The organism is Ramlibacter lithotrophicus, assembly GCF_012184415.1.
Taxonomy (GTDB): Bacteria; Pseudomonadota; Gammaproteobacteria; order Burkholderiales; family Burkholderiaceae_C; genus Ramlibacter; species Ramlibacter lithotrophicus.
In genome coordinates this window covers 404,205-429,830 of the sequence record NZ_VTOX01000003.1, presented here as the reverse complement: position 1 = coordinate 429,830, position 25,626 = coordinate 404,205, and the positions used below count along the sequence as shown (strand labels likewise).

At 70.0% G+C, this 25,626-nt stretch carries 27 protein-coding genes; 16 read left to right on the top strand and 11 right to left on the bottom strand.

Features of this window, described 5'->3' with window-relative positions:
- Positions 1 to 233: 233 nt before the first annotated feature.
- The 4 genes from RAMLITH_RS11910 (at position 234) to RAMLITH_RS11895 (ending at position 3,290) form a co-directional block, all read left to right on the top strand.
- Positions 234 to 1,046, top strand: a complete 813-nt coding sequence (locus RAMLITH_RS11910) for an enoyl-CoA hydratase (protein ID WP_168107614.1) — start codon at positions 234 to 236, stop codon at positions 1,044 to 1,046.
- Positions 1,047 to 1,061: 15 nt separating this feature from the next.
- A complete protein-coding gene (locus RAMLITH_RS11905; RefSeq protein WP_168107613.1) occupies positions 1,062 to 2,042 on the top strand; it encodes a zinc-binding dehydrogenase in 981 nt (326 codons plus the stop codon).
- A gap of 82 nt (positions 2,043 to 2,124) precedes the next feature.
- Positions 2,125 to 2,298 (top strand): hypothetical protein, encoded by a 174-nt coding sequence (locus tag RAMLITH_RS11900; protein ID WP_168107612.1) that lies wholly within the window; start codon positions 2,125 to 2,127, stop codon positions 2,296 to 2,298.
- An 80-nt stretch (positions 2,299 to 2,378) separates the two neighbouring features.
- Positions 2,379 to 3,290 (top strand): aminotransferase class IV, encoded by a 912-nt coding sequence (locus RAMLITH_RS11895; protein ID WP_168107611.1) that lies wholly within the window; start codon positions 2,379 to 2,381, stop codon positions 3,288 to 3,290.
- A 6-nt stretch (positions 3,291 to 3,296) separates the two neighbouring features.
- On the opposite strand, the gene RAMLITH_RS11890 is transcribed toward RAMLITH_RS11895, so the two are convergent.
- Both RAMLITH_RS11890 and RAMLITH_RS11885 read right to left on the bottom strand, forming a co-directional pair.
- Positions 3,297 to 4,541 (bottom strand): alpha-hydroxy acid oxidase, encoded by a 1,245-nt coding sequence (locus RAMLITH_RS11890; protein WP_168107610.1) that lies wholly within the window; start codon positions 4,539 to 4,541, stop codon positions 3,297 to 3,299.
- A 29-nt stretch (positions 4,542 to 4,570) separates the two neighbouring features.
- Positions 4,571 to 5,269: a GntR family transcriptional regulator gene (locus RAMLITH_RS11885; protein WP_168107609.1), complete on the bottom strand. Its 699-nt coding sequence runs from the start codon at positions 5,267 to 5,269 to the stop codon at positions 4,571 to 4,573.
- 197 nt (positions 5,270 to 5,466) lie between these two features.
- Between RAMLITH_RS11885 and RAMLITH_RS11880 the strand changes: the two genes are divergently transcribed.
- The 4 genes from RAMLITH_RS11880 (at position 5,467) to RAMLITH_RS11865 (ending at position 9,039) form a co-directional block, all read left to right on the top strand.
- Positions 5,467 to 6,144: an RraA family protein gene (locus RAMLITH_RS11880; protein ID WP_168107608.1), complete on the top strand. Its 678-nt coding sequence runs from the start codon at positions 5,467 to 5,469 to the stop codon at positions 6,142 to 6,144.
- A gap of 8 nt (positions 6,145 to 6,152) precedes the next feature.
- Positions 6,153 to 7,217, top strand: coding sequence for a hydroxyacid dehydrogenase (locus RAMLITH_RS11875; RefSeq protein WP_238344138.1), 1,065 nt, complete (start codon positions 6,153 to 6,155; stop codon positions 7,215 to 7,217).
- A 28-nt stretch (positions 7,218 to 7,245) separates the two neighbouring features.
- Positions 7,246 to 8,250 carry a tripartite tricarboxylate transporter substrate binding protein gene (locus RAMLITH_RS11870; RefSeq protein WP_168107607.1) on the top strand — a complete coding sequence of 335 codons (1,005 nt, stop codon included), beginning with the start codon at positions 7,246 to 7,248 and terminating at the stop codon, positions 8,248 to 8,250.
- 75 nt (positions 8,251 to 8,325) lie between these two features.
- Positions 8,326 to 9,039: a hypothetical protein gene (locus tag RAMLITH_RS11865; RefSeq protein ID WP_168107606.1), complete on the top strand. Its 714-nt coding sequence runs from the start codon at positions 8,326 to 8,328 to the stop codon at positions 9,037 to 9,039.
- Here the strand turns inward: RAMLITH_RS11865 and RAMLITH_RS11860 are convergent.
- From RAMLITH_RS11860 to RAMLITH_RS11845, 4 genes are all read right to left on the bottom strand, one after another.
- The gene (locus tag RAMLITH_RS11860) at positions 8,996 to 9,904 is read right to left on the bottom strand and encodes an NAD(P)H-hydrate dehydratase (protein WP_168107605.1); all 909 of its coding nucleotides are present in this window, start codon (positions 9,902 to 9,904) and stop codon (positions 8,996 to 8,998) included. The genes RAMLITH_RS11865 and RAMLITH_RS11860 overlap by 44 nt on opposite strands.
- The gene (locus RAMLITH_RS11855) at positions 9,904 to 10,674 is read right to left on the bottom strand and encodes a histidine phosphatase family protein (RefSeq protein ID WP_168107604.1); all 771 of its coding nucleotides are present in this window, start codon (positions 10,672 to 10,674) and stop codon (positions 9,904 to 9,906) included. Before RAMLITH_RS11855 ends, RAMLITH_RS11860 begins: the two co-directional genes overlap by 1 nt.
- Before the next feature lie 2 nt (positions 10,675 to 10,676).
- On the bottom strand, positions 10,677 to 13,244 hold the full coding sequence (gene ligD / locus RAMLITH_RS11850) for a DNA ligase D (RefSeq protein ID WP_168107603.1): 2,568 nt from the start codon (positions 13,242 to 13,244) through the stop codon (positions 10,677 to 10,679).
- 155 nt (positions 13,245 to 13,399) lie between these two features.
- Entirely contained in the window at positions 13,400 to 14,497 is a 1,098-nt protein-coding gene (locus tag RAMLITH_RS11845; RefSeq protein WP_168107747.1) for a ferritin-like domain-containing protein, read from the bottom strand.
- Between the two features lie 349 nt (positions 14,498 to 14,846).
- Between RAMLITH_RS11845 and RAMLITH_RS11840 the strand changes: the two genes are divergently transcribed.
- Entirely contained in the window at positions 14,847 to 15,308 is a 462-nt protein-coding gene (locus RAMLITH_RS11840) for a hypothetical protein (RefSeq protein ID WP_168107602.1), read from the top strand.
- On the top strand, positions 15,305 to 16,222 hold the full coding sequence (locus RAMLITH_RS11835; protein ID WP_168107601.1) for a hypothetical protein: 918 nt from the start codon (positions 15,305 to 15,307) through the stop codon (positions 16,220 to 16,222). Before RAMLITH_RS11840 ends, RAMLITH_RS11835 begins: the two co-directional genes overlap by 4 nt.
- A gap of 450 nt (positions 16,223 to 16,672) precedes the next feature.
- Here the strand turns inward: RAMLITH_RS11835 and metK are convergent, their stop codons facing one another.
- Positions 16,673 to 17,854 (bottom strand): methionine adenosyltransferase, encoded by a 1,182-nt coding sequence (gene metK / locus RAMLITH_RS11830; RefSeq protein WP_168107600.1) that lies wholly within the window; start codon positions 17,852 to 17,854, stop codon positions 16,673 to 16,675.
- Positions 17,855 to 17,980: 126 nt separating this feature from the next.
- On the opposite strand from metK, the gene RAMLITH_RS11825 reads away from it, so the two are divergent.
- Together RAMLITH_RS11825 and RAMLITH_RS11820 are read left to right on the top strand one after the other, a co-directional pair.
- Positions 17,981 to 18,802, top strand: coding sequence for a lysophospholipid acyltransferase family protein (locus RAMLITH_RS11825; RefSeq protein WP_168107599.1), 822 nt, complete (start codon positions 17,981 to 17,983; stop codon positions 18,800 to 18,802).
- Complete coding sequence (locus RAMLITH_RS11820; protein ID WP_168107598.1) at positions 18,799 to 19,662, top strand: LpxL/LpxP family acyltransferase; 864 nt, start codon at positions 18,799 to 18,801, stop codon at positions 19,660 to 19,662. Before RAMLITH_RS11825 ends, RAMLITH_RS11820 begins: the two co-directional genes overlap by 4 nt.
- Before the next feature lies 1 nt (position 19,663).
- Here the strand turns inward: RAMLITH_RS11820 and RAMLITH_RS11815 are convergent, their stop codons facing one another.
- Both RAMLITH_RS11815 and yihA read right to left on the bottom strand, forming a co-directional pair.
- Entirely contained in the window at positions 19,664 to 20,563 is a 900-nt protein-coding gene (locus RAMLITH_RS11815) for an alpha/beta fold hydrolase (protein WP_168107597.1), read from the bottom strand.
- Entirely contained in the window at positions 20,560 to 21,243 is a 684-nt protein-coding gene (yihA, locus tag RAMLITH_RS11810; RefSeq protein WP_168107596.1) for a ribosome biogenesis GTP-binding protein YihA/YsxC, read from the bottom strand. The genes RAMLITH_RS11815 and yihA overlap by 4 nt, the downstream gene beginning before the upstream one ends.
- An 80-nt stretch (positions 21,244 to 21,323) precedes the next feature.
- On the opposite strand from yihA, the gene RAMLITH_RS11805 reads away from it, so the two are divergent.
- The 3 genes from RAMLITH_RS11805 (at position 21,324) to RAMLITH_RS11795 (ending at position 23,775) form a co-directional block, all read left to right on the top strand.
- On the top strand, positions 21,324 to 21,986 hold the full coding sequence (locus RAMLITH_RS11805; RefSeq protein ID WP_168107595.1) for a c-type cytochrome: 663 nt from the start codon (positions 21,324 to 21,326) through the stop codon (positions 21,984 to 21,986).
- Positions 21,987 to 22,141: 155 nt separating this feature from the next.
- Positions 22,142 to 23,137: a protein-methionine-sulfoxide reductase catalytic subunit MsrP gene (gene msrP / locus RAMLITH_RS11800; RefSeq protein ID WP_168107594.1), complete on the top strand. Its 996-nt coding sequence runs from the start codon at positions 22,142 to 22,144 to the stop codon at positions 23,135 to 23,137.
- Complete coding sequence (locus tag RAMLITH_RS11795) at positions 23,137 to 23,775, top strand: protein-methionine-sulfoxide reductase heme-binding subunit MsrQ (protein WP_168107593.1); 639 nt, start codon at positions 23,137 to 23,139, stop codon at positions 23,773 to 23,775. The genes msrP and RAMLITH_RS11795 overlap by 1 nt, the downstream gene beginning before the upstream one ends.
- Positions 23,776 to 23,779: 4 nt before the next feature.
- On the opposite strand, the gene lysA is transcribed toward RAMLITH_RS11795, so the two are convergent.
- Both lysA and lptM read right to left on the bottom strand, forming a co-directional pair.
- The gene (gene lysA / locus RAMLITH_RS11790) at positions 23,780 to 25,066 is read right to left on the bottom strand and encodes a diaminopimelate decarboxylase (protein WP_168107591.1); all 1,287 of its coding nucleotides are present in this window, start codon (positions 25,064 to 25,066) and stop codon (positions 23,780 to 23,782) included.
- Entirely contained in the window at positions 25,063 to 25,284 is a 222-nt protein-coding gene (lptM, locus tag RAMLITH_RS25770) for an LPS translocon maturation chaperone LptM (protein ID WP_168107590.1), read from the bottom strand. Before lptM ends, lysA begins: the two co-directional genes overlap by 4 nt.
- A gap of 12 nt (positions 25,285 to 25,296) precedes the next feature.
- Here lptM and cyaY point away from each other — a divergent pair, with 12 nt between their 5' ends.
- On the top strand, positions 25,297 to 25,623 hold the full coding sequence (cyaY, locus tag RAMLITH_RS11780; protein ID WP_168107589.1) for an iron donor protein CyaY: 327 nt from the start codon (positions 25,297 to 25,299) through the stop codon (positions 25,621 to 25,623).
- Positions 25,624 to 25,626: the final 3 nt, after the last annotated feature.

Here is a 25,626-nt window from a genome sequence, read left to right as displayed (position 1 = left end):
GTGATCTTGGTAAGTAATTGAATACTTGCCAGTATACGACGGCGCGGGCATGCGCGCCAGGACGGGGTGCAATTGCCCGAAGCTCGAGCGTGCAGGCGCAAGCAACGAGGGCAAACCCGACGGCCGCCCGCGGGCCGGCTCGGGCACACTGCGCCCTTCGACGAACCGGTCCCGGGCCGGGCCCTCGTGAGCGGGCTTGCTCCCCGTGCCTGACCACCTTGCGGAGTCCACCGATGTCCTCTCCCGCGCCCTACCGCTCGCCCACCGACCGGGTCCAGACCTGGCTGGAGGGATCCGCCCTCCACATCCGCTTCAACAATCCGGCGAAGCACAACGCGCTGTCGGTGGACATGTGGGCCGCCGTACCGCCGCTGCTGCAGCAGGCGGCGGGGGACGACGGCGTGCGGCTGGTCGTGTTTTCCGGCGCGGGCGAAAAGGCCTTCGTGTCCGGCGCCGACATCTCGCAGTTCGAGGACATGCGCGCCGCCAGGGAGGCCGTGGCGAAGTACGAAGTGCTGGCCGAGGAGGCCCTCGCCAGCATCCACGACTTCGGGAAGCCCACGCTCTCCTGCATCCGCGGGTATTGCATCGGCGGCGGCGTCAACGTCGCGATCGCCTGCGACATCCGCATTGCCGCGACCGACTCGGTGTTCGCCATTCCCGCCGCCCGCCTCGGGCTCGGCTACCGCTATTCCGCGATGAAGAACCTGGTGGACCTGATCGGCCCCGGCGCGGCCAAGGATCTGTTCTTCACGGCTCGCCGGATCGATGCGCAGGAGGCGAAGGCCCTCGGCCTGCTGACCCGGGTCTGCGAGCCCGACCAACTGCCGCAGCTGCTGGCCGAATACACCACGGCCATGGACCAGAATGCGCCGCTGACGATCCGCACCGCCAAGGCGATCACGCGCGAAATCCTCAAGCCCTCGCCGGACCTCGACATGGACCAGTGCCGTTCCATGATCCTCGGCTGCTTCGAAAGCGAGGACTACACCGAAGGCCGGCGCGCCTTCATGGAAAAACGCAGGCCCGTGTTCACGGGCCGCTGAGAACAAGGAGACATCATGCAGACCTGGTGGATGGACGTGAACGGCGACAGCGCCGTGCTGCAACTGCGCGAGGGCCCGCAGCCGCAGCCCGGTCCCGGGCAACTGCTGGTGCGCGTGCACGCGGCCGGGCTCAACCGGGGCGAGTTCATCACGGGGCACGGGCTGCACGCCAGCCCGGGGGCGCGCGCCATCGGCTTCGAGGCGGCCGGCGAGGTGGTCGCCGCCGGCGCCGGCGTCACCGGCTGGCAGCCGGGGCAGCGCGTCATGGGCCGCTGCCCGGCTGCCTTCGCCACGTACGCGGTCATGGACGTACGCGAGGCGATGGCCGTGCCCCAGCGCCTGTCGTGGGAGCAGGCGGCCGCCATTCCGGTCGTCTACCAGGTCGCCTACGACCTGTTGCTGCTGCACGGGCGCGTCGCCGCGTCGGACTGGGTGCTCGTCAACGGCGTCTCGTCCGGCGTCGGCGTGGCGAGCCTGCAGGTCGCCAAGGCGTTCGGCGCCAAGGTGATCGGGACTTCCGGCGCTGCCGACAAGCTGGCCCGCCTGCGCGAACAGGGGCTCGACGTGGCGCTGTGCACCCGCGAGCCCGATTTCCACGACGCCGTCATGCAGGCCACCGGCGGCGCCGGCGTGAACATGGTCGTGAACAACGTCGGCGGCTCGGTGTTCGCCGAGGAGATCCGCTGCCTGGCGTTCGAAGGCAAGCTCGGGATGGTGGGTTACGTCGACGGCACGCTGAAGGCGCCGATCGATATCGAGGCCCTCCACGCGCGCCGGCTGATCCTGTTCGGCGTGTCGAACAAGATGCGCACCCCCGAGCAGCGGGCTGCCGACGTCCCGGGGTTCGTGCGCGACCTCATGCCGGCCGTCGCGGATGGGCGCATCACGCCGCTCGTCGACCGCGCCTTCCCCTTCGAGCAGCTGGAGGCGGCGCGCGAGCACATGCGAGCCGACCGGCACCTCGGCAAGATCGTGCTTGCGAGCAGCGCCGGCTGAACCAGTTCGCGCAAAACTTGACGGGGCGCAACGCGCTCGCGGCCGGTCCATGGCCCAATCCGCCCTTTTCGAAGAGGCAGCCATGGGCAACAAGATCGTCACCGAAGCCGACCGCAAGCGCACCCCCGCGCCCAAGTGCGCGGAGGGCTACCAGATCCGCCGCGAGGGCTGCGGCCAGCGGCAGAGCCTGGAGCGCGGCCGCGCCACCCGCAACAAGAAGAACCCCGGCAAGCGCACCCACAAGGGCGGCAGCTGAAATCAGCAAGCGGACAGCCGGACGCAGAGCCGACAGCGCCCGGCCTTGCGGGCCCGGGCCGGCATGCCCAGAATGAGCGGATGACCGCCGCTTGCGATTTCTCCCAGGGCGCCGCCTTCGTGCGCGGCGAATTCGTCCCGATCGGCCAGGCCTGCGTGCCGATCACCGACTGGGGCTTCCTGCGCTCGGATGCGACCTACGACGTCGTGACGGTGTGGGAGGGCGCCTTCTTCCGGCTCGATGCGCACCTCGATCGCTTCCTGGCCAGTTGCGGGCGCTTCCGGCTGGACCCGGGCCGCAGCCGCGACGAGATCACTGCCGTCCTGGAGCGCTGCGTCAGCCTGGCGCGGCTGCGCCGCTCGTACGTGGAGATGATCGTCACGCGGGGCCAGCCGCCATGGGGCTCACGCGACCCGCGCCAGGCGGTCAACCAGTTCTACGCGTTCGCGGTGCCTTATGTGTGGATCGCGAACGACGAGCAGCGGCAGCGCGGGCTGCACCTGCGCATCAGCGAGGTGCAGCGGATCCCGGCCGCCAGCGTCGATCCGCGCGCCAAGAACTACCACTGGAACGACCTCACCATGGGCCTGCTGGGCGCGCTCGACGCCGGCGCCGACACGGTGGTGCTCACGGATGCGGCCGGCAACGTGGTGGAAGGGCCTGGCTTCAACGTGTTCGCCGTCACCGGCGGCCGGCTCGTCACGCCCGCCGAAGGCGTGCTGGAGGGAGTCACGCGCCGCACGGTGCTCGAGATGGCGCACGCGCTCGGCATTCCGTGCGAAGTGCGCGCGCTGCCGGCCGCCGAAGCGCGGGCCGCGCAGGAGGTGTTTCTCAGCACCTCGGGCGGCGGCGTCCTGCCGGTGACGCGGGTCGACGGACAGGCTGTCGGCAGCGGGGGCGTCGGCCCGCTCACCCGCCAGCTGGCGAAGACCTACTGGGACTGGCACGCCGACCCGCGCTACAGCACGCCGGTGCGCTACGACGGGGACTGAAGCGCCTCAGCGCGCTTCCGCCCGGCGCAGGAACCGCTCGCGGTCGAGTTCCTCCAGCCGCGAGATCCCGAGCATCGCCATGTTGCGCGACACCTCGGTCTGCAGGATGTCGATCGCGTGGCCGACGCCGTCGGGCCCGCCCACCGCGGCGGCATAGGCGAACGGCCTGCCGGCGAACACCATCTTCGCCCCCAGCGCGACCGCCTTCAGCACGTCGGCCCCGCGGCGCACGCCGCTGTCCATCATCACCGGCAGTTCGGGGACGGCGGCGACGATCTCCGGCAGCACCCGCAGCGGCGCGACCGCGCCATCGAGCTGGCGGCCGCCATGGTTGGACACGATGACGCCGTCGGCACCGTGGTCGCGCGCGCGGCGCGCGTCGTCGGGATGCAGCACCCCCTTGATCACCAGGATGCCTTGCCACAGGCGGCGGATCAGCGCGAAGTGCTCCCAGCTCAGGTGGCCTCGGTCGGAGAAATCGCGCTCCACGTTCGGAGAGATGATGGGCGCGCCGCGCCGCGCGTAGTTGTTCTCGAAATGCGGCACCCCGTGCCGCGCGATCGTCTTGAGGAAGGTGCCGAACAGCCATCTCGGGTGGGTGATGCCGTCCCAGGCCAGCCGCACGGTGGGCCGCAGCGGCGTGGAGAAGCCCGCCCGCACGTTGTTCTCGCGATTGGCCGCCGTGGGTGTATCCACCGTGATGACCAGTTTCGTGAAGCCGGCCCGTGCCACACGCTCGATCAGCGCCGTGATGTTCGCGACGTCGCCCGGCAGGTAGGCCTGGAACCAGGCGGCAGGGCTCGCCTGGGCGACTTCCTCCAGCCGGATCAGGGACGAGCCGCTCATGATCATCGGCACGCCGGCCCGCGCCGCTGCCTGCGCGAGCACGATGTCGCCGCGATAGGCGGAGAGGGCGCTCAGGCCGACCGGCGCGATGCCGAACGGCGCCGCGTAGGTCTCGCCGAACAAGGTGGTGGCCGTGCTGCGCCTGGAGATGTCGACCAGCACGCGCGGGACGAAGTCCCAGGCGTCGAACGCGGTGCGGTTGCCGCGTTCGGAGTGATTGTCCTCGGCGGCGCCGTTGATGTAGCCGAAGACCGGCCGCGGCAGGTGGGCGCGTGCGGCCAGCTCGAAGTCGTGAAGCGACAGGATGCGGGCCAGCCGAGGCGCGGGCGCACGCACCGTTGCGGGCCTGGAGGTGGTGCCTGGGGCGGCGCCGGACAGCGGCGCGGAGGAGTCGTGGGTGCTCATGCGGGAAAACGGTGCAGCGCCATGCTGCTTCAGGTTGTCGGTTGCTGCGCAGCGCGGCCGGCGGCCGCGTGCTGGGATTTCACGAAGTCGGCGCGCCGCTGGAAGAAGCGGTGCGTCGCCAGGCGCAGGTGCACCTGCATGGTCTGCGCCGCCACTTCGCCGTCGCCGGCCGCGATGGCCGCGGTGATGTCGCGGTGGTGCTGCAGGCTCTGCGCCAGGTCGGCTCGGGTGCTCACGAAGAAGGAGCGCACGACGATCGGCATGTCGATGATGCTCGCGAGCAGCAGCTTCAGGCGCGGCGATCCCGACGCGTCGAGCACCGTGCGGTGGAAGCGGCTGTTGATGGACTGCAGGTTCAGCGCCATGTCGTCCCCGCCACGGGCGATCGCCGCGGCCATCTCGTCGTTCAGGCGCTCCAGCGCGGCGACCACCGCCGGATCGCGGCGCTGCGCGGCGCGCTGCGCCGCATGCGCTTCCAGCAGGCTGCGCAGGTGGTAGGTCTCGCTGATGTCGGCGTCGGTCCATTCGGCGGCACGCACCCCGCGGCGCGCGTCGACGGTGGCGAGGCCGTCGTCGATGAGGCGCTTCAGCGCGGCGCGCACCGGCGTGCGCGACAGGCCCAGTTCGCGCGCGACGTGTTCCTCCTTCAGCTGGGCGCCGGGCGGATAGCTGCCCGCAACGAGGCGCTGCTTGAGGAGCTCGTAGGCGGTGTCGCTGGCGCTGGGCATGTGGACTCGGTCGGGGCGGTGAAGCGGGATTGTCCCTCAATTGTTCAAAAATTGTATTTCGCCCCGTCGCTTCATTGGGGTCTTCCCTCTAAAGAGCCGTCTCACTGGTTTGGAATGATGCCGTATTGTTTTTTTCGAGTACAGTCGCGCCAGAGCAGCCGGCGGCGGTTCGCCGGCCGAACAGGAACCTTCGGAACATGATTGGATTGCAGATCTGCAAGCGCCAGCGGCAAGTGAGCGAGTCCCTCGTCGACAGCTTCCGCGCCATCCCCGTTGCCAACATCAGCGACTGCATGGCGCGCATGACGGCCGGCGGTGCGCGGCTGCGCCCGATGCACGGCTCGGGCCGGCTCGCCGGCCCCGCGCTGACGGTCAAGACGCGCCCCGGCGACAACCTGATGATCCACAAGGCGATCGCCATGGCCCAGCCCGGCGACGTGATCGTCGTCGACGGCGGCGGGGACCTGACCAATGCCCTGGTCGGCGAGCTGATGGTGACCAACGCTTCGCAGCGCGGCGTCGCCGGCTTCGTCATGAACGGCGCCATCCGCGACGTCGAGACGATCGCCGCGGGCAGCTTCCCGGTGTATGCCGCGGGCGTCACGCACCGCGGTCCGTACAAGGACGGTCCCGGCGAGATCAACGTGCCGATCGCCATCGACGGGATGGTCATCCATCCGGGCGACCTGATCGTCGGCGACGCCGACGGCTTCCTCTGCGTGCCTTACGACGACGCCGAGGCCGTGCTGCGGGCCGCCACCGAGAAGGTGGCGGCGGAGACGAAGACCATGGCCGCCATCAACGAAGGGCGCCTGGACATCGCGTGGATCGATGCGGCCCTCAAGCGCATCGGCTGCGATCCCGAGCCGCGCTGAGGTCTGCGATGACCGCACCCCTGATGCGAGTGGTCCGCGCGGACCTGTGGATCGATCCGGCCTTCGACCGCTTTTTCCGGGAGCGTGAGGGGGTGGTCCTCGACGTCTTCCCGCGGCGCGGCGCCGACGAAGCCGCGGCGGCGCTGCTGGCGCAGGCGCACGTCTATCACGTCTCGGCCGCGAAGGACGAGTTGCCGAAGCAGTGGTTCGTGACCGACTCGCTCCTGCAGCGCTGTCCCGGGCTGCTGTGCGTGTCGTCGACCGGCGCCGGCTACGACACCGTGGACGTCGCCGCGTGCACCAAGGCCGGCATTCCGGTCGTCAACCAGGCCGGCGGCAACGCCGCTTCGGTGGCCGAGCACACGTTCGGGCTCCTGCTCGGCGTGTCGCGCCGCATGCTGGAATGCGACCGCCGGCTGCGCCGCGAACAGGGGTTCGGCCGCGAGGACGTGATGGGCCACGAGATCCGCGGCAAGACGCTGGGCATCGTCGGCATCGGGCACGTGGGCACCCGCGTCGCGGCGCTGGCGCGCGCGTTCGGCATGGAGGTGCTCGCCACCGATCCGCTGCTCGATCCGGCCGAGATCGTCCGGCGCGGCGCGGCCCCGGTGACGTTCGAGGAACTGCTGGAACGCTCGGACGTGGTTTCCCTTCACTGCCCGCGCGACAAGACCACTCTGAAGATGGTGGACGCGGCCGCGTTCGCCCGCATGAGGCAGGGCGCCCTCTTCATCACGACGGCCCGCGGCGGGATCCACGACGAGGCGGCGCTGACCGACGCGCTGCGCAGCGGCCACCTTGCCGGCGCCGGCATCGACGTCTGGGACCAGGAGCCGCCCCCGCTGGACCATCCGCTGCTGCAGATGGACAACGTGTTCGCGACCTTCCACACCGCCGGCGTGACCCACGAGGCGCGCCGCAACATGGCCGTCATCGCGGCCGAGCAGATCCTGCAGCTGCTCGCCGGGCACCGCCCGCCGCGGCTGATCAATCCCGAGGTGTGGCCCGCCTTCCAGGCCCGCCTCCAGGCGCTCGGCGCGGGCGGCCGCACGGCGCTGGCCGCGACCGCCTGACGCACCGGTTCATTCACAGGAGACGACAATGCAGCAGTACGCAACCCCGCGACGCAAGATCCTCGGCGCCCTTCCTGCGCTGTTCCTGGCCGGCGCCGCCCTGGTCGGCATGGCGCCCACCGCGGCGCGCGCCGCCTATCCGGAACGCCCGATCAACATGATCGTCGCGTACGCACCCGGCGGCGGCACCGACATCATCGCCCGCGTGCTGGCCAAGTACATGGAAAAGTACCTGGGCAACAACGCCGCGATCGTCGTGCAGAACAAGCCGGGCGCCGGCGGCGCGATCGGCTTCGGCGCCGTGGCGGCCGCCGCGCCGGACGGCTACACGATCGGCTTCATCAACACGCCCAACGTGCTCACCGTGCCGATCGAGCGCAAGGCCACGTTCACCTGGGAAAGCTTCGACCTGCTGGGCAACGTCGTCGACGATCCGGGCAACTTCAGCGTGCATGCCGACAGCCCGTACAAGACGCTGGGCGAACTGGCCGCGTACGCCAAGGCGAATCCCGGCGCCGTCAGTTACGGCACCACCGGCATCGGCTCGGACGACCACCTCGCGACCATGATGTTCGAGAAGGCGGCGGGTGTGAAGATGAACCACATCCCCTTCAAGGGCGCGGCCGAGGTGCACAAGGCGATCGCCTCCAAGCAGATCGTCGTCGCCGCGATGAACATCGGCGAGGCGCTGCAGTACGCCAAGGGCGGCACGCCGTTGCGCAACCTGGGCCAGATGAGCGTGGCGCGCACCAACCTGGCGCCCGGCCTGCCGACCTTCAAGGAGCAGGGCTTCGACATCGTCATGGCTTCGCTGCGCGGCGTCGCGGCGCCCAAGGGCCTGCCGCCGGCGGTGCGCGAGGCGCTGGTCAAGGCGCTGGAGAAGACGGTGCAGGACAAGGAGTTCCAGGCGCAGGCGGCGTCGTACTTCGCTCCGCTGCGCTACCTGCCGCCGGCGCAGTATGCCGCCGAGCTGCAAAACGGCGACGCGACCTTCCGTGCGCTCTGGAAAGAGATGCCCTGGTCCGACAAGTGACGCGGCCGTGCCGCGCGCGGCACGCCAGGGGTTCTTCATTGACAAGGGTCGACGCTGTGAAATACCCTTGACCTGATGAGCCCCACCCCGCCCTCGGTCCAGGAGCCCGTGCCGGGCTTCGTGGCGGACCGCCTGGCCGAGGCGGCGCGCTACACGCTGCTGCGCCGCCTGGCCCCCTCGATGCGGCACCACCTGGTGGTGAACCTGCAGCCGATCGGAATGATCTACGAGGTCATGGACCGCCGCCTCAAGGCGCCCCAGCCCGACCTGCGCGACGTGCACGAGAGCGCGCACAAGATCAACAGCTTCGCCAAGGCCGCGCTTCATTCCTGCCTGGACGTGGTGACCTGGCTTGCGCCCGACGATGAGGTGGCCACCACCGCCGAAGCCGGCGTGCGCGAATGCCTGGGGCTGGTCGCCACCAGCCTCACGTTCCGCGGCTACAACCTGCGCAGCGAGGTCGGCGACCTGGCCGGCGAGGTCCGGCGCTCGGCGATGCGCGGCGTGGTGACGGCCGCGCTGATCCACGCCACCGACCATACGCTCGCCCCCGCCGATCTCACGCTGGCGGCGCGCGCGACCGGGCCCGCACTGGTGCTCACGCTCACCGTGCGGCCGACGCAGGGCGAGCCCTCCTTCGTCGCCGAGCCGGCCTACCGGCGGCTAGAGTGGACCGATGTCGAAGCCCTCGCGGCGGCCGAAGGCGTGACGGTGTCCCGGGAAGGCCCGCCGCTGGTCTTGCAGCTCACGCTGCCCTGGCGGCCGCCGACCGCCGCTGCAGGCGACTGACGAGGGGCGGAATTTCCGCCGCCAGTTCGCGCGCCAGGAACCCCAGCGGCCCCAGCCGCCGCGCCAGTGCCGCGCCGGCTCCGGCGTGGAGCACCACCCCCCATGCTCCGGCCTGTTCCAGTGGCGCCTGCCGCGCGGCCAGCCCCGCGACCAGCCCTGCCAGCACGTCGCCCGAGCCCGAGGTGGCGAGGCCCGGGTGCCCGCCCTCGTGGCGCCAGCAGTCGCCACGCGGCGTCGCGATCACCGTGGTCGCACCCTTGAGGGCCACGACGGCGTTCCAGCGGTGCGCCGCGCCGCGGGCGGCCCGCAGCGGGTCGGCGACGATCTCCTCCTTGGTCGCTCCGAGCAGGTGGGCCATCTCGCCGGCGTGCGGCGTCAGCAGCAGCGGCTGGTCGAAGCGGCGGCCCTGGCGCGCGACGTCCATCGCGAGCGCATCGAGCACCACCGGCGCGTGGCGCAGCAGCGGCAGCAGGCCCTCGACAAGTTCGCAGGTGCCGGTGTCGTCCATCAGCCCCGGCCCGAGCAGCGCCGCCCGAGTGCCGCTCGCGCTGTCGGCGAGCAGTTCGAGGGCGGCCGGCGCCAGGGCGCCGCGATCGTTTTCCGGCAGCGCGATCACTCGCGCTTCGGGCAGCGCCAGGGCCAGCGGCTGGGCCACCGACTGCGCCGTCGCCACCACGAGCTTGCCGGCCCCGGCGCGCAACGCGGCAATGCCGGCCAGCAGCGCCGCGCCGGGAATCTCGCGGCTGCCGGCAACGACCAGCACCCGGCCGCGATCCTCCTTGTCGGCGTCCTGCGCGACGGCCGGCAGCGGCCAGTGCCGCAGCAGGCGCGCATCGAGGCATGTCCACCCCGGCTCGCCCGCCATCACGGCTTGGGCGCCGCCAGGGCGTCCGGTTCGACCGTCACCGGCGCGCCCGCCTCGCGCAGCGGCGCGACGAAGTTCACCAGGTCCGGCACCAGGGCGTCGCGCGCGGGCTGGTACTCGTACGAGGTCACGCCGCAGTTGGGCACGTCGCCGCGACGGTCGATGGCGAGGATCTGCGCCTCGTCGAGGCACTCGACCAGGTAGCGCATGCAGTTGACGATCACCTGGTGGGCGACCACCAGCACGCGCTCGCCGCCGTGCTCGCGCGTCACCATCTCCAGCAGGCTGCGCAGCCGCAGGATCACGTCGCACCAGCTCTCGCCGCCGGGCGGGCGGAAGTAGAACTTGCCCACGTGCACCCGCTGGTCGCTCAGCTCCGGGTACTTCTGGCGGATGCCGAAGCGGGTGAGGCGGTCGAGAATGCCGAACTCCTTCTCGCGCAGCCGCTCGTCGACGCGCAGCCGCAACTGGTCCTCGGGCAGTCCCGCGCTCTCGCGCAGCAGGCGCGCCGTCTCCCGCGCCCGGACGTACGGCGAGCACAGCAGCACGTCGGGCCGCCGGTCCGGCGGCAGTTCGCCGAACCAGTGGCCGAGCGCCGTCGCCTGCCGTCGTCCCAGTTCCGACAGCGGCACGTCGATGTCGCGATCGGCAATGTCGATGACGGGCAGGCCGGCCGCTTCCGCGCAGTCGCGCGCGACGTTGCCCGCACTCTGGCCGTGGCGCACGATCCACAGCGTGCGTGGCCACTGGGTACCTCTCGGGGCTCGCACGGTCACCTCGCCTTGAAGCCGAGCGTCTTCATCGCGGCCGCTAGCCCATTGCGGCTCGCCTCGTACGCGGACCACGGCTCGTTGCCGTCCGCCAGGCGCGACTGCACGGTGGCGACGGTCCAGTGCGCGCCGGAGGTCAACTGCGCGAGTTCTTCCCAGCGCACGGGCACCGAGATCCCGAGCCCCGGGCGCGAGCGGGCCGACCAGGCCGCGGCGGTGGTCGCGCCGAAGCCGTTGCGCAGGTAGTCGATGAAGATGCGGCCGACCCGGTTGCCGCCGCCGCTCTTGGCGACGAAGCGCTGCGGGATGGTGCGCGCCAGGTGCTGGACGATCGCCTGCGAGAAGTCCTTCACCGTGTCCCAGTCGAACTTCGGCACGAGCGGCACGACGATGTGCAGGCCCTTGCCGCCGCTGGTCTTGAGGAACGCGGCGAGGCCCAGCTCCCGCAGGAAGCCATGCACCAGTTGCGCCGCTTCCTGGATCTGCGGCCAGCCAACGCCTTCGCCGGGGTCGAGGTCGAAGGTCATGCGGTCCGGCGTGCGGATGGAGCGCGTCATGCCATTCCAGGTGTGGAATTCGACGACGTTCATCTGCGCCGCGGACAGCAGGCCCTCCGGCTGCGCCACCGCCAGCAGCGGCGGATGGTCCGGATCGATGGCTCGATCCAGCTGAACGACCCCCGGCATCTTGTATCGCTCCATGTGCTTCTGGAAGAACAGCTCGCCGCCGATGCCGGTCGGGGCTCGCACCAGCGCCACCGGACGGTCGCGCAGGTGCTCCATCATCAGCGGCGCCACCAGCGCGTAATAGCGCACGAGGTCGAGCTTGGTGGCGCCGCTCGCCGCATCGATGACGCGATCGGGGTTGGTCACCCGCAGGGAGGCCGGGAGTGCGACTTCGGCCGGCACCGCCGCCTCCTTGCCGGGCGACGGGGCCGCCCTGCGACGGCTCGCGGACTTCGCCGGCCGGTCCACGGGCGCGGCCGGCCGGGCTGCTTCGCGCGTGATCGCCTGGGCCGGCTTGTCGTCGCGGATCCCGTGGAACACCGAATGGCGGATGCGGCCGTCGCGGGTCCACTCGCCGAAGGCCACTTCGCACACCAGCTCCGGGCGCACCCAGTGCGCCTGCCTGGGCAGGTTCGCGTCGGGCGCGAACGGACTGGCGCCCGCCTGCAGCTCGCCCAGCCGCGCGCGCAGCTCGCGCAAGGTCTGCTCGTTGAAGCCGGTGCCGACGTTGCCGGCGTAGCGCAGCGCGCCCTGTTCGTCGTGCACGCCCAGCAGCAGTGAGCCGAGCCCGGTGCGCGAGCCCTTGGGATCGGTATACCCGCCGACGACGAACTCCTGCCGCTGGCCGCACTTGAGTTTGACCCAGTCCGACGATCGCCGCGTCACGTAGGCCGAATCGCGGCGCTTGGCGATCACGCCTTCCAGTCCGAGCCGGCAGGCCGACGCCACGATTTCCTGCGGCGGCGCGTCGAACACCGCGCTGAACCGGACCTTGTCCTGCGGCCTGCGCTCGACGATGCGCTGCAGCACCGCGCGCCGCTCGACCAGCGGCACGCCGCGCAGGTCGTGGCCGGCGCAATACGGCAGGTCGAACAGGTAGTAGACGATGTCGGCGGTGCGCGCCGAATCGAAGGCGCCTTGCAGCGCCTGGAAGTCCGCCGGCACCCGCGTGCCCGGCATGATGATCTCGCCGTCGTACCAGCCGTCGGGCAGGTCCATCGCCTCCAGCGACCGCGCCAGTTCCGGCAGCTTCGCCGTCCAGTCGTTGCCGTTGCGGGTGAGCAGCCGTACCTGGCCGCCTTCGGCGCGCGCGAGCATGCGGTAGCCGTCGAACTTGATCTCGAACACCCAACGCTGCGGATCGCCGGGCGGCTCGTCGACCAGGGTGGCGAGTTGCGGCTGGAGCTTGTCCGGCAGCGGCGCGGCGCGAGCCCCGGCAGGCGGCCCGGAAGCCCCGGTGACGGTCGCCGGCGCCACCGCGGCGCCCTTCGGCGCGGGCTGGTCCGGCAAGTGCTTCACGCTGTCGGGCAAGGCGTCGACGACGCTGTATTCGCCGGCCGCCCGGACGTGCTCGTCGCGCTCCTTGATGAGGAGCCAGGGATCCTGGCGCTCGTCGCGCCGGTTCTTGATGCGCACGAGCGTCCACCGTCCATGCAGCTTGTGGCCGCGCAACTCGAACTTGAGCCGTCCCTGCCGCAAGCCCTCGTACGGGTCCTCCAGCGGGATCCAGACGCCCTTGTCCCAGACGATGACCTTGCCCGCGCCGTACTGCTTGGGCGGAATCGTGCCTTCGAAGGTGTTGTAGGAGATCGGGTGGTCTTCGACGTGCACCGCCATCCGCTTGTCCGCCGGATCGAAGCTGGGACCCTTGGGCACGGCCCAGCTCTTCATGGTGCCGCCCAGCTCCAGCCGGAAGTCGTAGTGCAGGCGGGTGGCCCAGTGCTTCTGTACCACGAACGCGCGCGCTTCCTCGTTGGCCGCGCCGCCGGCGGCGGGCTCGGGCGTGATGTCGAAGTTGCGCTTGTCGCGGTCGGTCTTGAGGGCGTCGGATGAGCGCTCGTCCATGCCAGGAGCCTTTCTGCGCCGATCATCGGAAAGCCGCGGCAGCGCAGCTGTAGGAAAAGGGCGCTTTTGTGCCGGCGCCGGAGCTGGACATCGATTCGGCGGCCAGGAAAAAGGGCCGGCGCATGCCGGCCCTCTCCCAGCGCGTCAGGGCGCCGTCACGACGCCGCGCGGAACTGATTGCGCAGCATCCTGATCTGGTCGTGGTTGCGCTGGACCCCCTGGAGCTGGCGCTCCACGAGCAGCTTGAGGTTGGCCGGCAGGGGCTTCTGCAGTGCCTTGCGGTAGCGGGCCAGTGCGTTGTCCTCGCCGCGCTCGCACTCTTCGAGCACCGCCTTGTCGTCGTAGGTCGACAGCGTCGCCCGCACCGCGACCCAGCCGCGCTCGACCGCGCCCAGCGCGCTGCCGCCTTCCGACACCTTGCCACCGAGGGCATGAATCTGCTCGGCGAGCTCCTGCGCGCCGCGGCGGCAGTCCTCGGCCCGCTGGCGGAACAGCGACTTGAGGTCCTCGCGCTTGGCCTGGTCGGCGCAGGCGCGGAAGCCGTATTCGCCGTCGAAACAGGTTTCGACGAGGTCCTTCAGCACGTCGATGACGTCGTCGCGGTCGGCGCTGTTGTCACCGGCGCTCTGCATTTCGCCGACCTTCGCGGCAACGCCTTGCGTCCCGGTCGAACCCATGCTGCCGCCCGACATCTCCATCCGGTTGCCGGTGCCGTCGCTCATAGCCATCGAATCGCGATCCATGTGCATGCGGCTGTCGGCCGTGTACATGTTGCCGCCGGCGACGCCCATGCGGTCATCGGCGCCCGTCAGGTTGCGGTCCACGCGCTCCCAGGCGGCGCGGCTGGCCGGACGGGCCCTGTCCCAGTCCAGGCTCGAAGTGCCGCGCGAGGATTCCCATTCCGAGCGCAGCCGCGGCTCGGCCTGGTCCCAGTCGTGCTCGTACTTCGTGCGCCCCGTCGCGCCGAGGCGGTAGGCCGGCCCGTAGTCGTCGAAGCTGCGGCCCTGCTCGTAGTAGGGCTCACGGGTGTAGTTCTGCCGCCAGTGGTCTTCTTCCGCCGTCGGATTGACGGCTTCGGCCGCCGCCTTGCCGGCCAGTCCGCCGACCACGGCTCCGACGACGCCGCCCACCGCCAGGCCGATCGGTCCCCCGATGGCCCCCGCCGCGGCGCCCGCGACGGCGCCGCCGGTGGCGCCGATGCCGGTCCCGATCGGGTGCGCGCCCGGCGCGTCGGTGATCGGGTCACGGTTCATGTCGCGCTTGTCCTCGAGGTCGCGGTTCAGCTCGCGGTCTTCGCGGTTGAGGTCTCTGTCTTCTGCTGCCATGTGATGCTCCTGTGACGATGGATGAAGTGCGAAGCCGCCCTTGAACGCCCGCGCATCTGGCGGGTGCGGCGGCCGCGAGGCCCACATCTCATCTTCGGCGCGCGGTGGGCGGCCATCGTCAGCGAAGCGGGAGACCGGTTGTAGGAAGGAAGCCACGCGGGCCACGGGCCGTGCCTGCCGCGCTCACAGGGGAATGCTGTGTTGTCCTACAGGGTGCGCGACGGGGCTCGCGCAATCTGTCACGCATCGCGCACCGGCCGCGCACCATCGACCGACCATGAAGTACTCCTTGCGCAAGACCCCTTCGCACCTGCACCTCACGTACAAGTACGGTGAAGGCAGCGACGGCGTCACCGGACGCAACTTCACGCTGGAGGTCGAAGGCCAGGTGCTCACCGTCGGCATCGACGTCACGCCGAACTTCCACATCCGCAACAAGAGCGCGGCGGCCTATCTCGACGCGATCAACCTCGTGCACAACCACCACAAGCTGCGCTCGGTGCAGTGCACGGACAACCTCGTGCGGGCCCGCCTCATCCGGGCCTGGGAGCAGGTGGAGCAGCCGCAGCTGCGGCTGGCCCTCGACCTCGGGGAACGCGGGCGCTACATCTACGCAGTGCAGCCGCACTCGCTGTTCATGGGCGGGATCCAGTTCGACGTCGAGGAACTCGTCGAGGAACAGGCGGGCCAGGGCTATGCGCCGGAACTGGCCTACGAAACGCAGGGGAAGCACGCATGAGAAGCCACCCGGACCCCTCGCGCGGAACGCAGCGCCTGCTGCTGAGGCTGGCACTGGTCCTGGCGCTGGCCGCCGGCTGGGCGAGCGCGCACGCGTACGCCGGACCGGGCGCGCTGCGCGCCAAATACGACGAACTGCGCGACGAACTGCGCCACAACGCGTTCCGGCGCGCGCTGCACGTCGACTCGTCCGAGCGCGGCGACACGCTCAAGGGCGACGTGTATGCCGTGCTCGACCATCCTTTCTCCAAGGTGAGCGGGGCGCTTGCCCAGCCCGACGACTGGTGCGACGTGCTGCTGCTGCCCTTCAACACGAAGTACTGCCGCGCCGCGGAGCGCAACAACGGCGCCGCCATGCTCCAGGTGCGGATCGGCCGCAAGTACGACCAGCCGGTGCAGGACGCTTACCGCCTCGACTTCGCGCTGCAACCGGTGGCGGCGCGCCCCGACTATTTCGAGAGCCGCCTGGCGGCGGCGACCGGGCCGGTCGGCACGCGCGACTACCGAATCACGGTGTCGGCGGTGCCGATCGACGGGCAGCGCACCTTCATGCACTTCAGCTACTCCTACGCCTATGGGATCGCGGGCAAGCTGGCGATGCAGGGCTACCTGGCGACGGCGGGTGCGGACAAGGTCGGATTCAGCGTCGTCGGGCGCGACGGCGCCGGGCAGCCGATCCACATCGGAGGGGTGCGCGGCGCGATCGAGCGTACCGCGATGCGTTACTACCTGGCGATCGACGCGCACCTGGCGGCACTCGGCGCACCGCCGGGGCAGCAGGTGGACAAACGCATCGAGACGTGGTTCCGCGAAACCGAGCGCTACCCGCGCCAGCTGCGCGAGATGGACCGGGACACCTACGTGACGATGAAGCGCAGCGAGTACGAGCGGCAGCAGCACGCGGCGGGGTCGTAGGTGAGCTGATCGTCAGTTCTTTAGCTCCGGCACGGCGCTTGCGCGCCTTCACATCGCCTGCGGCGATATGAGCCTGCGCTGAAGAACAGACAAGCTCGCTGCGCTCGGGCGCTGAAGCAAGCCCGCGTGCGCGGTCTTACTTCAGGCCCGCTGCCGCGCGGAGCGGTGCTGCTTTGTCCGTGCCTTTTAGCTCCGGCACGGCGCTGCGCGCCTTTACATCGCCTGCGGCGATGTAAGCCTGCGCTGAAAGCCCGATAAGCTCGCTTGCGCTCGGGGTCTGAAGGTTACTTCAGACCCGCAGCTGCGCGGAGCGCAGCTGCCTTATCGGTGCCTTTTAGCTCCGGCACCGGCGCTGCGCGCCTTCACATCGCCTTGCGGCGATATGAGCCTGCGCTGAAGAACAGACAAGCGCGCTGCGCTCGGCCCTGAAGCAAGCCCGCCTGCGCGGTCTTACTTCAGGCCCGCTGCCGCGCGGAGCGCGGCAGCCTTGTCTGTTCTTTCCCACGAGAACTCGGGCTCCTCGCGGCCGAAGTGGCCGTAGGCAGCGGTCTTCTCGTAGATCGGCCGCAGCAGGTCGAGCATCTGGATGATGCCCTTGGGCCGCAGGTCGAAATGCTCGTGCACCAGCTCCGCGATCCTGTGGTCGGGGATCACGCCGGTGCCTTCGGTGTAGATCGTCACGTTCATCGGCTTGGCCACGCCGATCGCATACGCCACCTGGATCTGGCACTGCTTGGCCAGGCCGGCAGCCACGATGTTCTTCGCCACGTAACGCGCCGCATAGGCGGCCGAACGATCCACCTTGGATGGGTCCTTGCCGGAGAAGGCGCCGCCGCCGTGGGGGCAGGCGCCGCCGTAGGTGTCGACGATGATCTTGCGGCCGGTGAGGCCGCAGTCGCCTTGCGGACCGCCGATGACGAAGCGTCCGGTCGGATTGATCAGGTAGCGGGTTTCCTTCAGCCACTCGCGCGGCAGCACCGGCTTGATGATTTCCTCGACCACCGCCTCGACGAAGGCCGGCTTCATCTTGTGGCCGTCGCTCATCTCCGGCGCGTGCTGGCTGGACAGCACCACGGTGTCGATGCTGTGCGGCTTGCCGTCCACATAGCGCATCGTCACCTGGCTCTTGGCGTCGGGGCGCAGGAAGGGCAGGCGCCCGTCCTTGCGCAGCTGCGCCTGCCGCTCGACGAGGCGGTGCGCGTAGTAGATCGGCGCCGGCATCAGCTCCGGCGTTTCGTCGCAGGCATAGCCGAACATCAGGCCCTGGTCGCCGGCGCCGGTGTTCAGGTGGTCGTCGGACGCGTGGTCCACGCCCTGCGCGATGTCGTTGGACTGCTTGTCGTAGGCGACCAGCACCGCGCAGCCCTTGTAGTCGATGCCGTACTCGGTGTTGTCGTACCCGATGCGCTTGATGGTGTCGCGCGCGACCTGGATGTAGTCGACGTGCGCGTTGGTCGTGATCTCGCCGGCCAGCACCACCAGCCCGGTGTTCGTCAGCGTCTCGGCGGCGACCCGGCTGCGCGGGTCCTGGGTGAAGATCGCGTCGAGGATCGCGTCCGAGATCTGGTCGGCCACCTTGTCGGGATGGCCTTCGGACACCGATTCCGAGGTGAAGAGGAAGTCGTTCGCCATTTGAATAAACTCCGTTGGTTTGAAGGCGCGTTGCCTTTTGCCGGAGCTTGGGCGAACGCTTTAGCAGAATTTCTGGGTCGCCCTGCAAGTAGTTCATTAACTCGGCGACGGCTCATTTTACCGTTTGTGAAGACCATCCTCCGCGCGTTCGCGCTGCTGCCGCTGCCGCTCCTGCACGCCCTGGGGGCGCTGGTCGGGTGGGCGTCGTTCCTGGCCTCGCCGTCGTACCGGCGCCGTTTCCTGGAGAACGCCGCGCAGGCGGGGTACGGACCGGCCACGGTGCGGGCGGCCGTCGCCGAGGCCGGCAAGCTCGTGACGGAAGTACCGCGGCTGTGGTTCGGCCGCCCGGTGCGCATTCACTGGGAGAACGCCTCGCTGATCGTCGAGGCCCGGGACCGGGGTCGCGGCATCGTCTTCCTGACGCCGCACCTGGGCTGCTTCGAGGCCACGGCGCAAGGCTATGCGGAGCGTTTCGGCGCCATCACGGTGCTGTATCGCCCGGCACGCAAGGAGTGGCTGCGGGAGGTGGTGGACACCGCCCGCGCGCGACGCAACCTGGCGGCGGCCCCGACCACCCTGGCCGGAGTGCGGCAGATGCTCAAGGCGCTCCGCGCCGGCGAAGCGGTGGGCCTGCTGCCCGACCAGGTCCCGCCGCAAGGCATGGGCGTGTGGGCTCCGTTCTTCGGCCGCTCCGCCTACACGATGACCTTGTCGGCCCGGCTGGCGCGGCAGGCCGGCGCCGTCGTGCTGCTGGCGTGGGGCGAGCGGCTGCCGCGCGGCCGCGGCTACCTGGTGCGGGTGCGGCCATGGCCGGGCCCGGTGCCCGCCGACGATGTGGCAGCCGCGGCCGGCGTGAATTCCCACATGGAGGCACTGATCCGCGAATGTCCGCAGCAGTACCTCTGGGGCTACGCCCGGTACAAGCATCCGGCAGGACGCGCGATATGAGCCGGTTGGGCATCCTCTTCATGCGCTTGCTGGCGCCGTGGCCGCTGGCCGTCGTGCGCGCGCTGGGCTGGTTGCTGGGGTGCGTGCTGTACGCCATGGTGGTGCCGCGGCGGCGGGTGGTTCGGGCCAACCTCGCGGCCTGCTTTCCCGGGCTGGACCCGCGCCGGCGCGAGGCGCTGGTGTTTCGCGTGTTCCTGCGCTTCGCGCAGGCCTGGCTCGACCGCAGCTGGATCTGGCATGGCGCCCCGGCGCTGGTGCGGCGCCGGCTGGTGCTCACCGGCGCCGTCGACGAGTTCGCCGGCGAGCAGCCGACGCTGGTCTTTGCGCCGCACTTCGTCGGGATGGACGCCGGCTGGACAGCGCTGACGCAGCAGGTGCCGCGGCGCTGGGTCGGCATCTACACGAAGCAGAGCAATCCGGTGGTCGATGCCTGGGTGCTGCGCGGCCGCCACCGCTTCCCCGGCGGACGGCCGTTCGGACGCGAGGACGGCGTGCGCGAACTGGTCTCGTCGCTGCGGCGCGGCGAAGTGATGTACCTGCTGCCGGACATGAACTTCGGCCCCGAGGAATCGATCTTCGTGCCTTTCTACGGGCTGGCCGCCGCCACGGTGCCGTCGCTGTCGCGCTTCGCGAAGCTGGGACGGGCCAAGGTGGTGCCGGTCGTGACGCGACTGACCCGCGAAGGCTACGAGGTGCGCGTGCTGCCGGCGTGGCAGAACTTTCCGACCGAGGACATCGCGGCCGACACGGCGCTCATGAACCAGCGGCTGGAAGGCTGGATTGACGCCATGCCGGACCAGTACTACTGGGTCCACAAGCGCTTCAAGACGCGCCCGCCGGGCCAGCCGCCGGTCTACTGAGTCAGCGGCCGGTCCCGGCCAGGAAGCGCTCCAGCCGGTCGGCGACCAGCTGGGGCTGCTCGTGGAAGATCCAGTGGCTGGCGTCGTCGACTTTCTCCAGGGTGAGGTCGGGCACGTACTGGTCCAGGCCATCCACCAGCGAGGGCAGCAGGGCGACGTCCTTCATGCCCCACAGCACCAGCGTCGGCAGGTCGATCGTGAGCATCTCGCGCGGCAAGGCGATCGTGCTCGCGGCGGGATCCTCAGGCCGCGGCGGGCGCAGCGGAGAGGCCCGGTAGTAATTGAGGCCGCCCGTCAGGCTGGCGTCCCACACGTCGCGGTATTGCTGCCGCAGCCCGTCGGTGAGCCATGGCGCGCCGCCCCACTGCGTGAAGAAGCCCCACAGCCGGCGGTAGCCGTCCTCGCGCAGCAGCGCCTCCGCGTCCGGGCGGATCAGGAAGTTCATGTACGCGCTGGCCGCCTGCTGCTTCGGGTCGGACTGCAGGTCGCGCAGGAAGGTGCCCGGATGCGGCGAATTGAGGATCGCCAGGCGCTTCGTCAGTTGCGGCCGCTGGTTGGCGAGACTCCACGCGACGGCGCCGCCCCAGTCGTGCGCGACCAGGCATTCCAGCGGCGCACCCTCGATGGTCGCGAGCGCGGCGATGTCCTCGACCAGGTGTTTCGCGCGGTACGCCTTGACGTCCTCGGGCTGCGACGAGCGCTCGTAGCCACGCAGGTTGGGCGCCACGCAGCGGTAGCCGCCGTGTTCGGGGCGGGCGAAGTGTTCCAGCAGTTCGTCCCAGACGAAGGCCGCTTCCGGAAAACCGTGCAGGAACATCAGTACCGGTCGCCCGCGCGCGCCGGCGGCGCGGCAGCTCAGGGTGATGCCGTGCGGCAGCACCTCCAGGTAGCGGTCGATCATCCCGGCTCTCCTCGCGGTGGCTCCTCGCCATGGGCCCAATGCGACAGCAGCAGGGCGGTCTCCTCGACGCCCTGCTTCTTGAGCGCCGAAAACAGCTTGACCTCGCCGCCGCCGGCCTGCAGGCGCGCGATCGACAGCGCCTTGGCCGCTTCGGCGCGATTGAGCTTGTCGGCCTTGGTCAGCAGCAGAAGGAACTTCAGCCCCTGTTCGACGCGCGGCCGGATGACTTCGAGCAGGATGTCGTCGAGTTCGGTGACGCCCTGCCGCGGATCCACCAGCAGGACGACGGCGCGCAGGTTCTCGCGCGTCACCAGGTAATTGGCCATCACCTGCTGCCAGCGCAGCTTGTCGGCCTTGGGCACCGCGGCATACCCGTAGCCGGGCAGGTCGGCCAGGACCGCATCGGTCTGGCCCTGCTTGCCGAGCGAGAACAGGTTGATGCTCTGGGTGCGGCCCGGCGTCTTCGAGGCGAAGGCCAGGCGCTTTTGCTGCGTCAAGGTGTTGATGCAGGTGGACTTGCCGGCATTGGAGCGGCCGACGAAGGCGATCTCCGGGACTTCCAGCGCCGGCAGGAATTCCAGTTTCGGCGCGGTGGTCAGAAAGCGGGCGGTGTGGAGCCAACCCATGGCGAGCGCGGCGGCCGTGCTGGTGGCGTCTCTGGGGGCCGGGGGGGAGGTCATGCTTGCCTTGTGGTTCGGGGAGGCCCGGGAGCGGCATTGTAGAATTACGCGGTTTTGCGCCTCGAAAGACGTTTCCAAGAATGAAGCCGACCGTCTCCTTGCTGATTGCCGCTGCCCTGGCGATGTCCGCGTCCGTCTCGTTCGCCCAGCAGGCGGCCCCGGCGGCCGGCGCTGCGCCTGCCCCGGCCGCGCCAGCGGCGGCCAAGCCCGACATCGCCGCCGGCGGCGCCAAGTACGCGGCGGTTTGCGCCGCCTGCCACGGCCAGGACGGTAATTCGGCGGTGCCCGCCAATCCGAAGCTGGCGCAGCAGCATCCGGAATACATCGTCAAGCAGCTGCAGGAATTCAAGGCCGGCAAGCGGGTGAGCCCGGTCATGCAGGGCTTTGCGGCCATGCTGAGCGAGGCCGACATGAAGAACATCGCGTATTGGGCCGCCAGCCAGAAAGCCAAGCCGGCCTTCGCGAAGGACAAGGAACTGGTGACGCTGGGCGAGCGCATCTACCGCGGCGGCCTGGCCGACCGCCAGATCGCCGCCTGCTCCGGCTGCCACAGCCCCAACGGGGCCGGCATCCCGGCCCAGTATCCCCGCGTATCGGGCCAGCATGCCGACTACGTCGCTGCCCAGCTGGTCAGCTTCCGCGACGGCGTGCGCAAGAACAGCGTCCAGATGAACCAGGTCGCCGCTCGCATGAACGACCGCGAAATCAAGGCCGTGGCCGATTACATCGCCGGCCTGCGCTGAGCCGCCCCGCCCCGGCCACCATGAACGAGCCCCGCCGGGCTCGTTTTTTTTTGGTCCCATGCGCCGTCAGGATCCCTCCGCCTTGCGGGTGCCGGGGCTTTTCGCCATGTTGTATGGTCGCGTGGCCCGGCCTCGCCGGGCGTCAGGGAGACGACATGCTGATCAGAAGCGACGACGACGGCTTCATCCACCCGGTGCCGAGCGAGATCACGGCGGCGGCGGTGTACCACGGCCGGCGCGACCTGCTGAAGGCGCTGGCCGCGGGGGTGGCCGGCCCGGTGCTGGCCGGCTGGGCTTCGCGCGATGCGCTGGCGCAAGTCCAGCGGCCCGGGAAGCTGGCTGCGCTGCCGGCGGTGAAGTCCGGGGTCGCGGGTGCGATGACCATGGAGAAGGTCACCGAGTACAACGACGCGACCAGCTACAACAACTTCTACGAATTCGGCACCGACAAGGACGACCCGTACCGCAACGCGAAGACGCTCAGGACGGCGCCGTGGACGGTGGAAATCGAAGGGCTGGTGAAGAAGCCCGCGCGCTACGCCATCGAGGACCTGCTGAAGCTGGGCGCGCAGGAGGAACGGATCTACCGCCTGCGCTGCGTCGAGGGCTGGTCGATGGTGATTCCCTGGGTCGGCTATTCGCTGTCGAAGCTGGTCGAGCGGGTCGAGCCGCTGGGCGGCGCGAAGTTCGTCGAGTTCGTGACGCTGGCGGATTCCAGGACGATGCCGGGCGTCGGCTCGCGCGTGCTTGACTGGCCTTATGTCGAAGGCCTGCGGATGGACGAGGCGATGCATCCGCTCACCTTGCTCAGCTTCGGCATGTACGGCGAAGTGCTGCCGAACCAGAACGGCGCGCCCGTGCGGCTCGTCGTGCCGTGGAAGTACGGTTTCAAGAGCGCGAAGAGCCTCGTGAAGATCCGCTTCACCGACCGCGAGCCGAAGACCGCCTGGAACAAGGCGGCCGCCAACGAATACGGCTTCTATTCCAACGTGAACCCGAACGTGGACCATCCGCGCTGGTCCCAGGCGACCGAGCGGCGCATCGGGGAAGACGGGCTGTTCGCCAAAAAGCGCAAGACGCTGATGTTCAACGGCTACGAGGCCCAGGTGGGGCAGCTCTACGCCGGCATGGACCTGAAGAAGAACTACTGATGCCGGCCGGCAGGGCCTTCATGCACCCGCTGGCCAAGCCGGCGCTGTTCGTGCTGGCGCTCCTGCCACTGGCGTGGCTGGTGTGGGGCGCGGCGGCCGACAAGCTCGGCGCCAATCCCGCGGAGTACCTGGAGCGCTCGCTCGGCGACTGGACGCTGCGCTTCCTCTGCCTGACGCTCGCCGTGACGCCCCTGCGCGTGATCACCGGCACCGCGGCGCTGGCGCGCTTTCGCCGCATGCTGGGACTGTTCGTCTATTTCTACGCGGCGCTGCACCTGCTGGCCTACGCCTGGTTCGACATGGGATTCGACCTGGCGGAGATCGCGAAGGACATCCCGAAGCGGCCGTTCATCCTGGTGGGATTTCTCGCGTTCGTGCTGCTGACGCCGCTGGCCGCCACGTCGTTCAACCGCGCGGTGAAGGCGCTGGGGGCGCGCCGCTGGCAGGCGCTGCATCGCCTCGTGTACCTGGTCGCCGGACTGGCGATCCTGCACTTCTTCTGGATGCGCGCCGGCAAGAACGACTTCGCCGAAGTGGCGGTGTACGCGGCCATCCTGGCGCTGCTGCTCGGCTGGCGGCTGGTGCAGGCGGTGCGCAAGCGGCGCGGCCCCGGCGCGGCCGCGGCGCGCCGCGCCTGACCGGTCAGGGCAGCAGGCGCTCCATCCGCATCTGGTCGGCGACGGTTTCGCGGGCACGGATCAGCACGGCGCGATCGCCGTCCACCAGCACTTCCGCGGCGCGGCCGCGGCTGTTGTAGTTGCTGGCCATGCTCATGCAATAGGCGCCGGCGGACAGCACCGCCAGGACGTCGCCCGGCCGCACGGCGAGTTCGCGGTCGCGCGCGATCCAGTCGCCGCTTTCGCACACCGGGCCGACGATGTCGTAGGTGCTGGCCGCCGCGCTGCTCGCTCCAAGCGGAACGATGGCGTGCCAGGCCTGGTACATGGCGGGGCGGGGCAGGTCGTTCATCGCGGCGTCGACCACGCAGAAATTCTTCTGTTCGCCCGGCTTCAGGTACAGCACTTCGGTGAGGCACGCGCCCGCGTTGCCCACCAGCGAGCGGCCCGGCTCGATCAGGAACTGGCGGTCGCCGAAACCGCGCGCGTCCAGCTTCTCGAACAACCTGGCCCACAGCGCGTCGGCTGCGGGCGGCTGCTCGCCCTGGTAGGCAATGCCCAGGCCGCCGCCGAAGTCGATGTGCGGCAGCGCGATGCCCGCCGCCTCGACGCTTTCCACCAGATCCAGGATGCGGTCCATTGCGTCGAGGTAGGGCGCGGCGGCGGTGATCTGCGAGCCGATGTGGCAGTCGATGCCGACCACCCGCAGTCCGGGCAGCGCGGCCGCCCGCCGGTAGGCGGCGAGGGCGCGGTCGTGGGCCACGCCGAACTTGTTGCCCTTCAGCCCGGTGGAGATGTAGGGGTGGGTCTTCGGGTCCACGTCCGGATTCACGCGGATGCTCACCGGCGCGACGGCGCCAGCCGCGGTCGCGACCTCGCTGAGCACTTCCAGTTCCGCTTCGCTCTCGACGTTGAAGCAGCCGATGCCGCTGTCGAGCGCCTGGCGCATCTCGGCCCGGGTCTTGCCGACGCCCGAGAAGATGATGTCGGCCGGCCGGCCGCCGGCGGCCAGCGCCCGCTGCAGTTCGCCGCCCGAAACGATGTCGAAGCCGCAGCCTGCCTGCGCGAACACCTGCAGCACGGCCAGCGACGAGTTCGCCTTCATCGCATAGCAGATGCGCGCCTTGCGCCCGGCGAACCCGCGCTGGTAGGCCGCCAGGGCCGACAGCATGGCCGCCTTGGAGTACACGAACAGCGGCGTGCCGTGTTCGCGCGCGAGTTCGCGCAGCGCGACGTCCTCGACGAACAGCTCGCCGTCGCGGTGGGAGAAGTGCGGCTGGCCGGGCAGCGCGGCGGTGTGGGGCGAGGTCATTGGCGGGGAGCGGGTGTGGCCGTGCCTGAGGGCGGCGCGGAGGCGGCACGTGCCGGGCTGAGGGTCTGGGGCAGGGTGGCGCGTTGCGCCGCCGCCGGTTCGGTGGGCAGGAACAAGGGCCCTCTCTGGCCGCAGCCGGCGAGCGTGCCGACCACGACTGCTGCCAGGACAAGCCGCCGCGCGGCCGTGCTGACTAGAATTTCGGGAACATTCAACATGGTGAAATTGTAATGACCGACCTCGAATTCATGGACCAGGCCGAGGCGCTGTTGGGCCGCATCGAGGCCTCGTGCGACCGCATCAACGACCAGACCGATGCCGACATCGACAACCAGCGGGTGGGCGGCATGGTCACGATCACCTTTCGCAACGGCAGCCAGATCGTCGTGAACCTGCAAAAGCCGCTGCACGAGGTCTGGATGGCAGCGCGCGCCGGCGGCTTCCACTACAAGTTCGACGGCACGCGCTGGGTCGACACCAAGGGCCAGGGCGAGTTCTTCGCCAACCTGAGCCGCTACGCCGGCGATCAGGCGGGGCTGCCGCTCGAGTTCTCCTAGCGG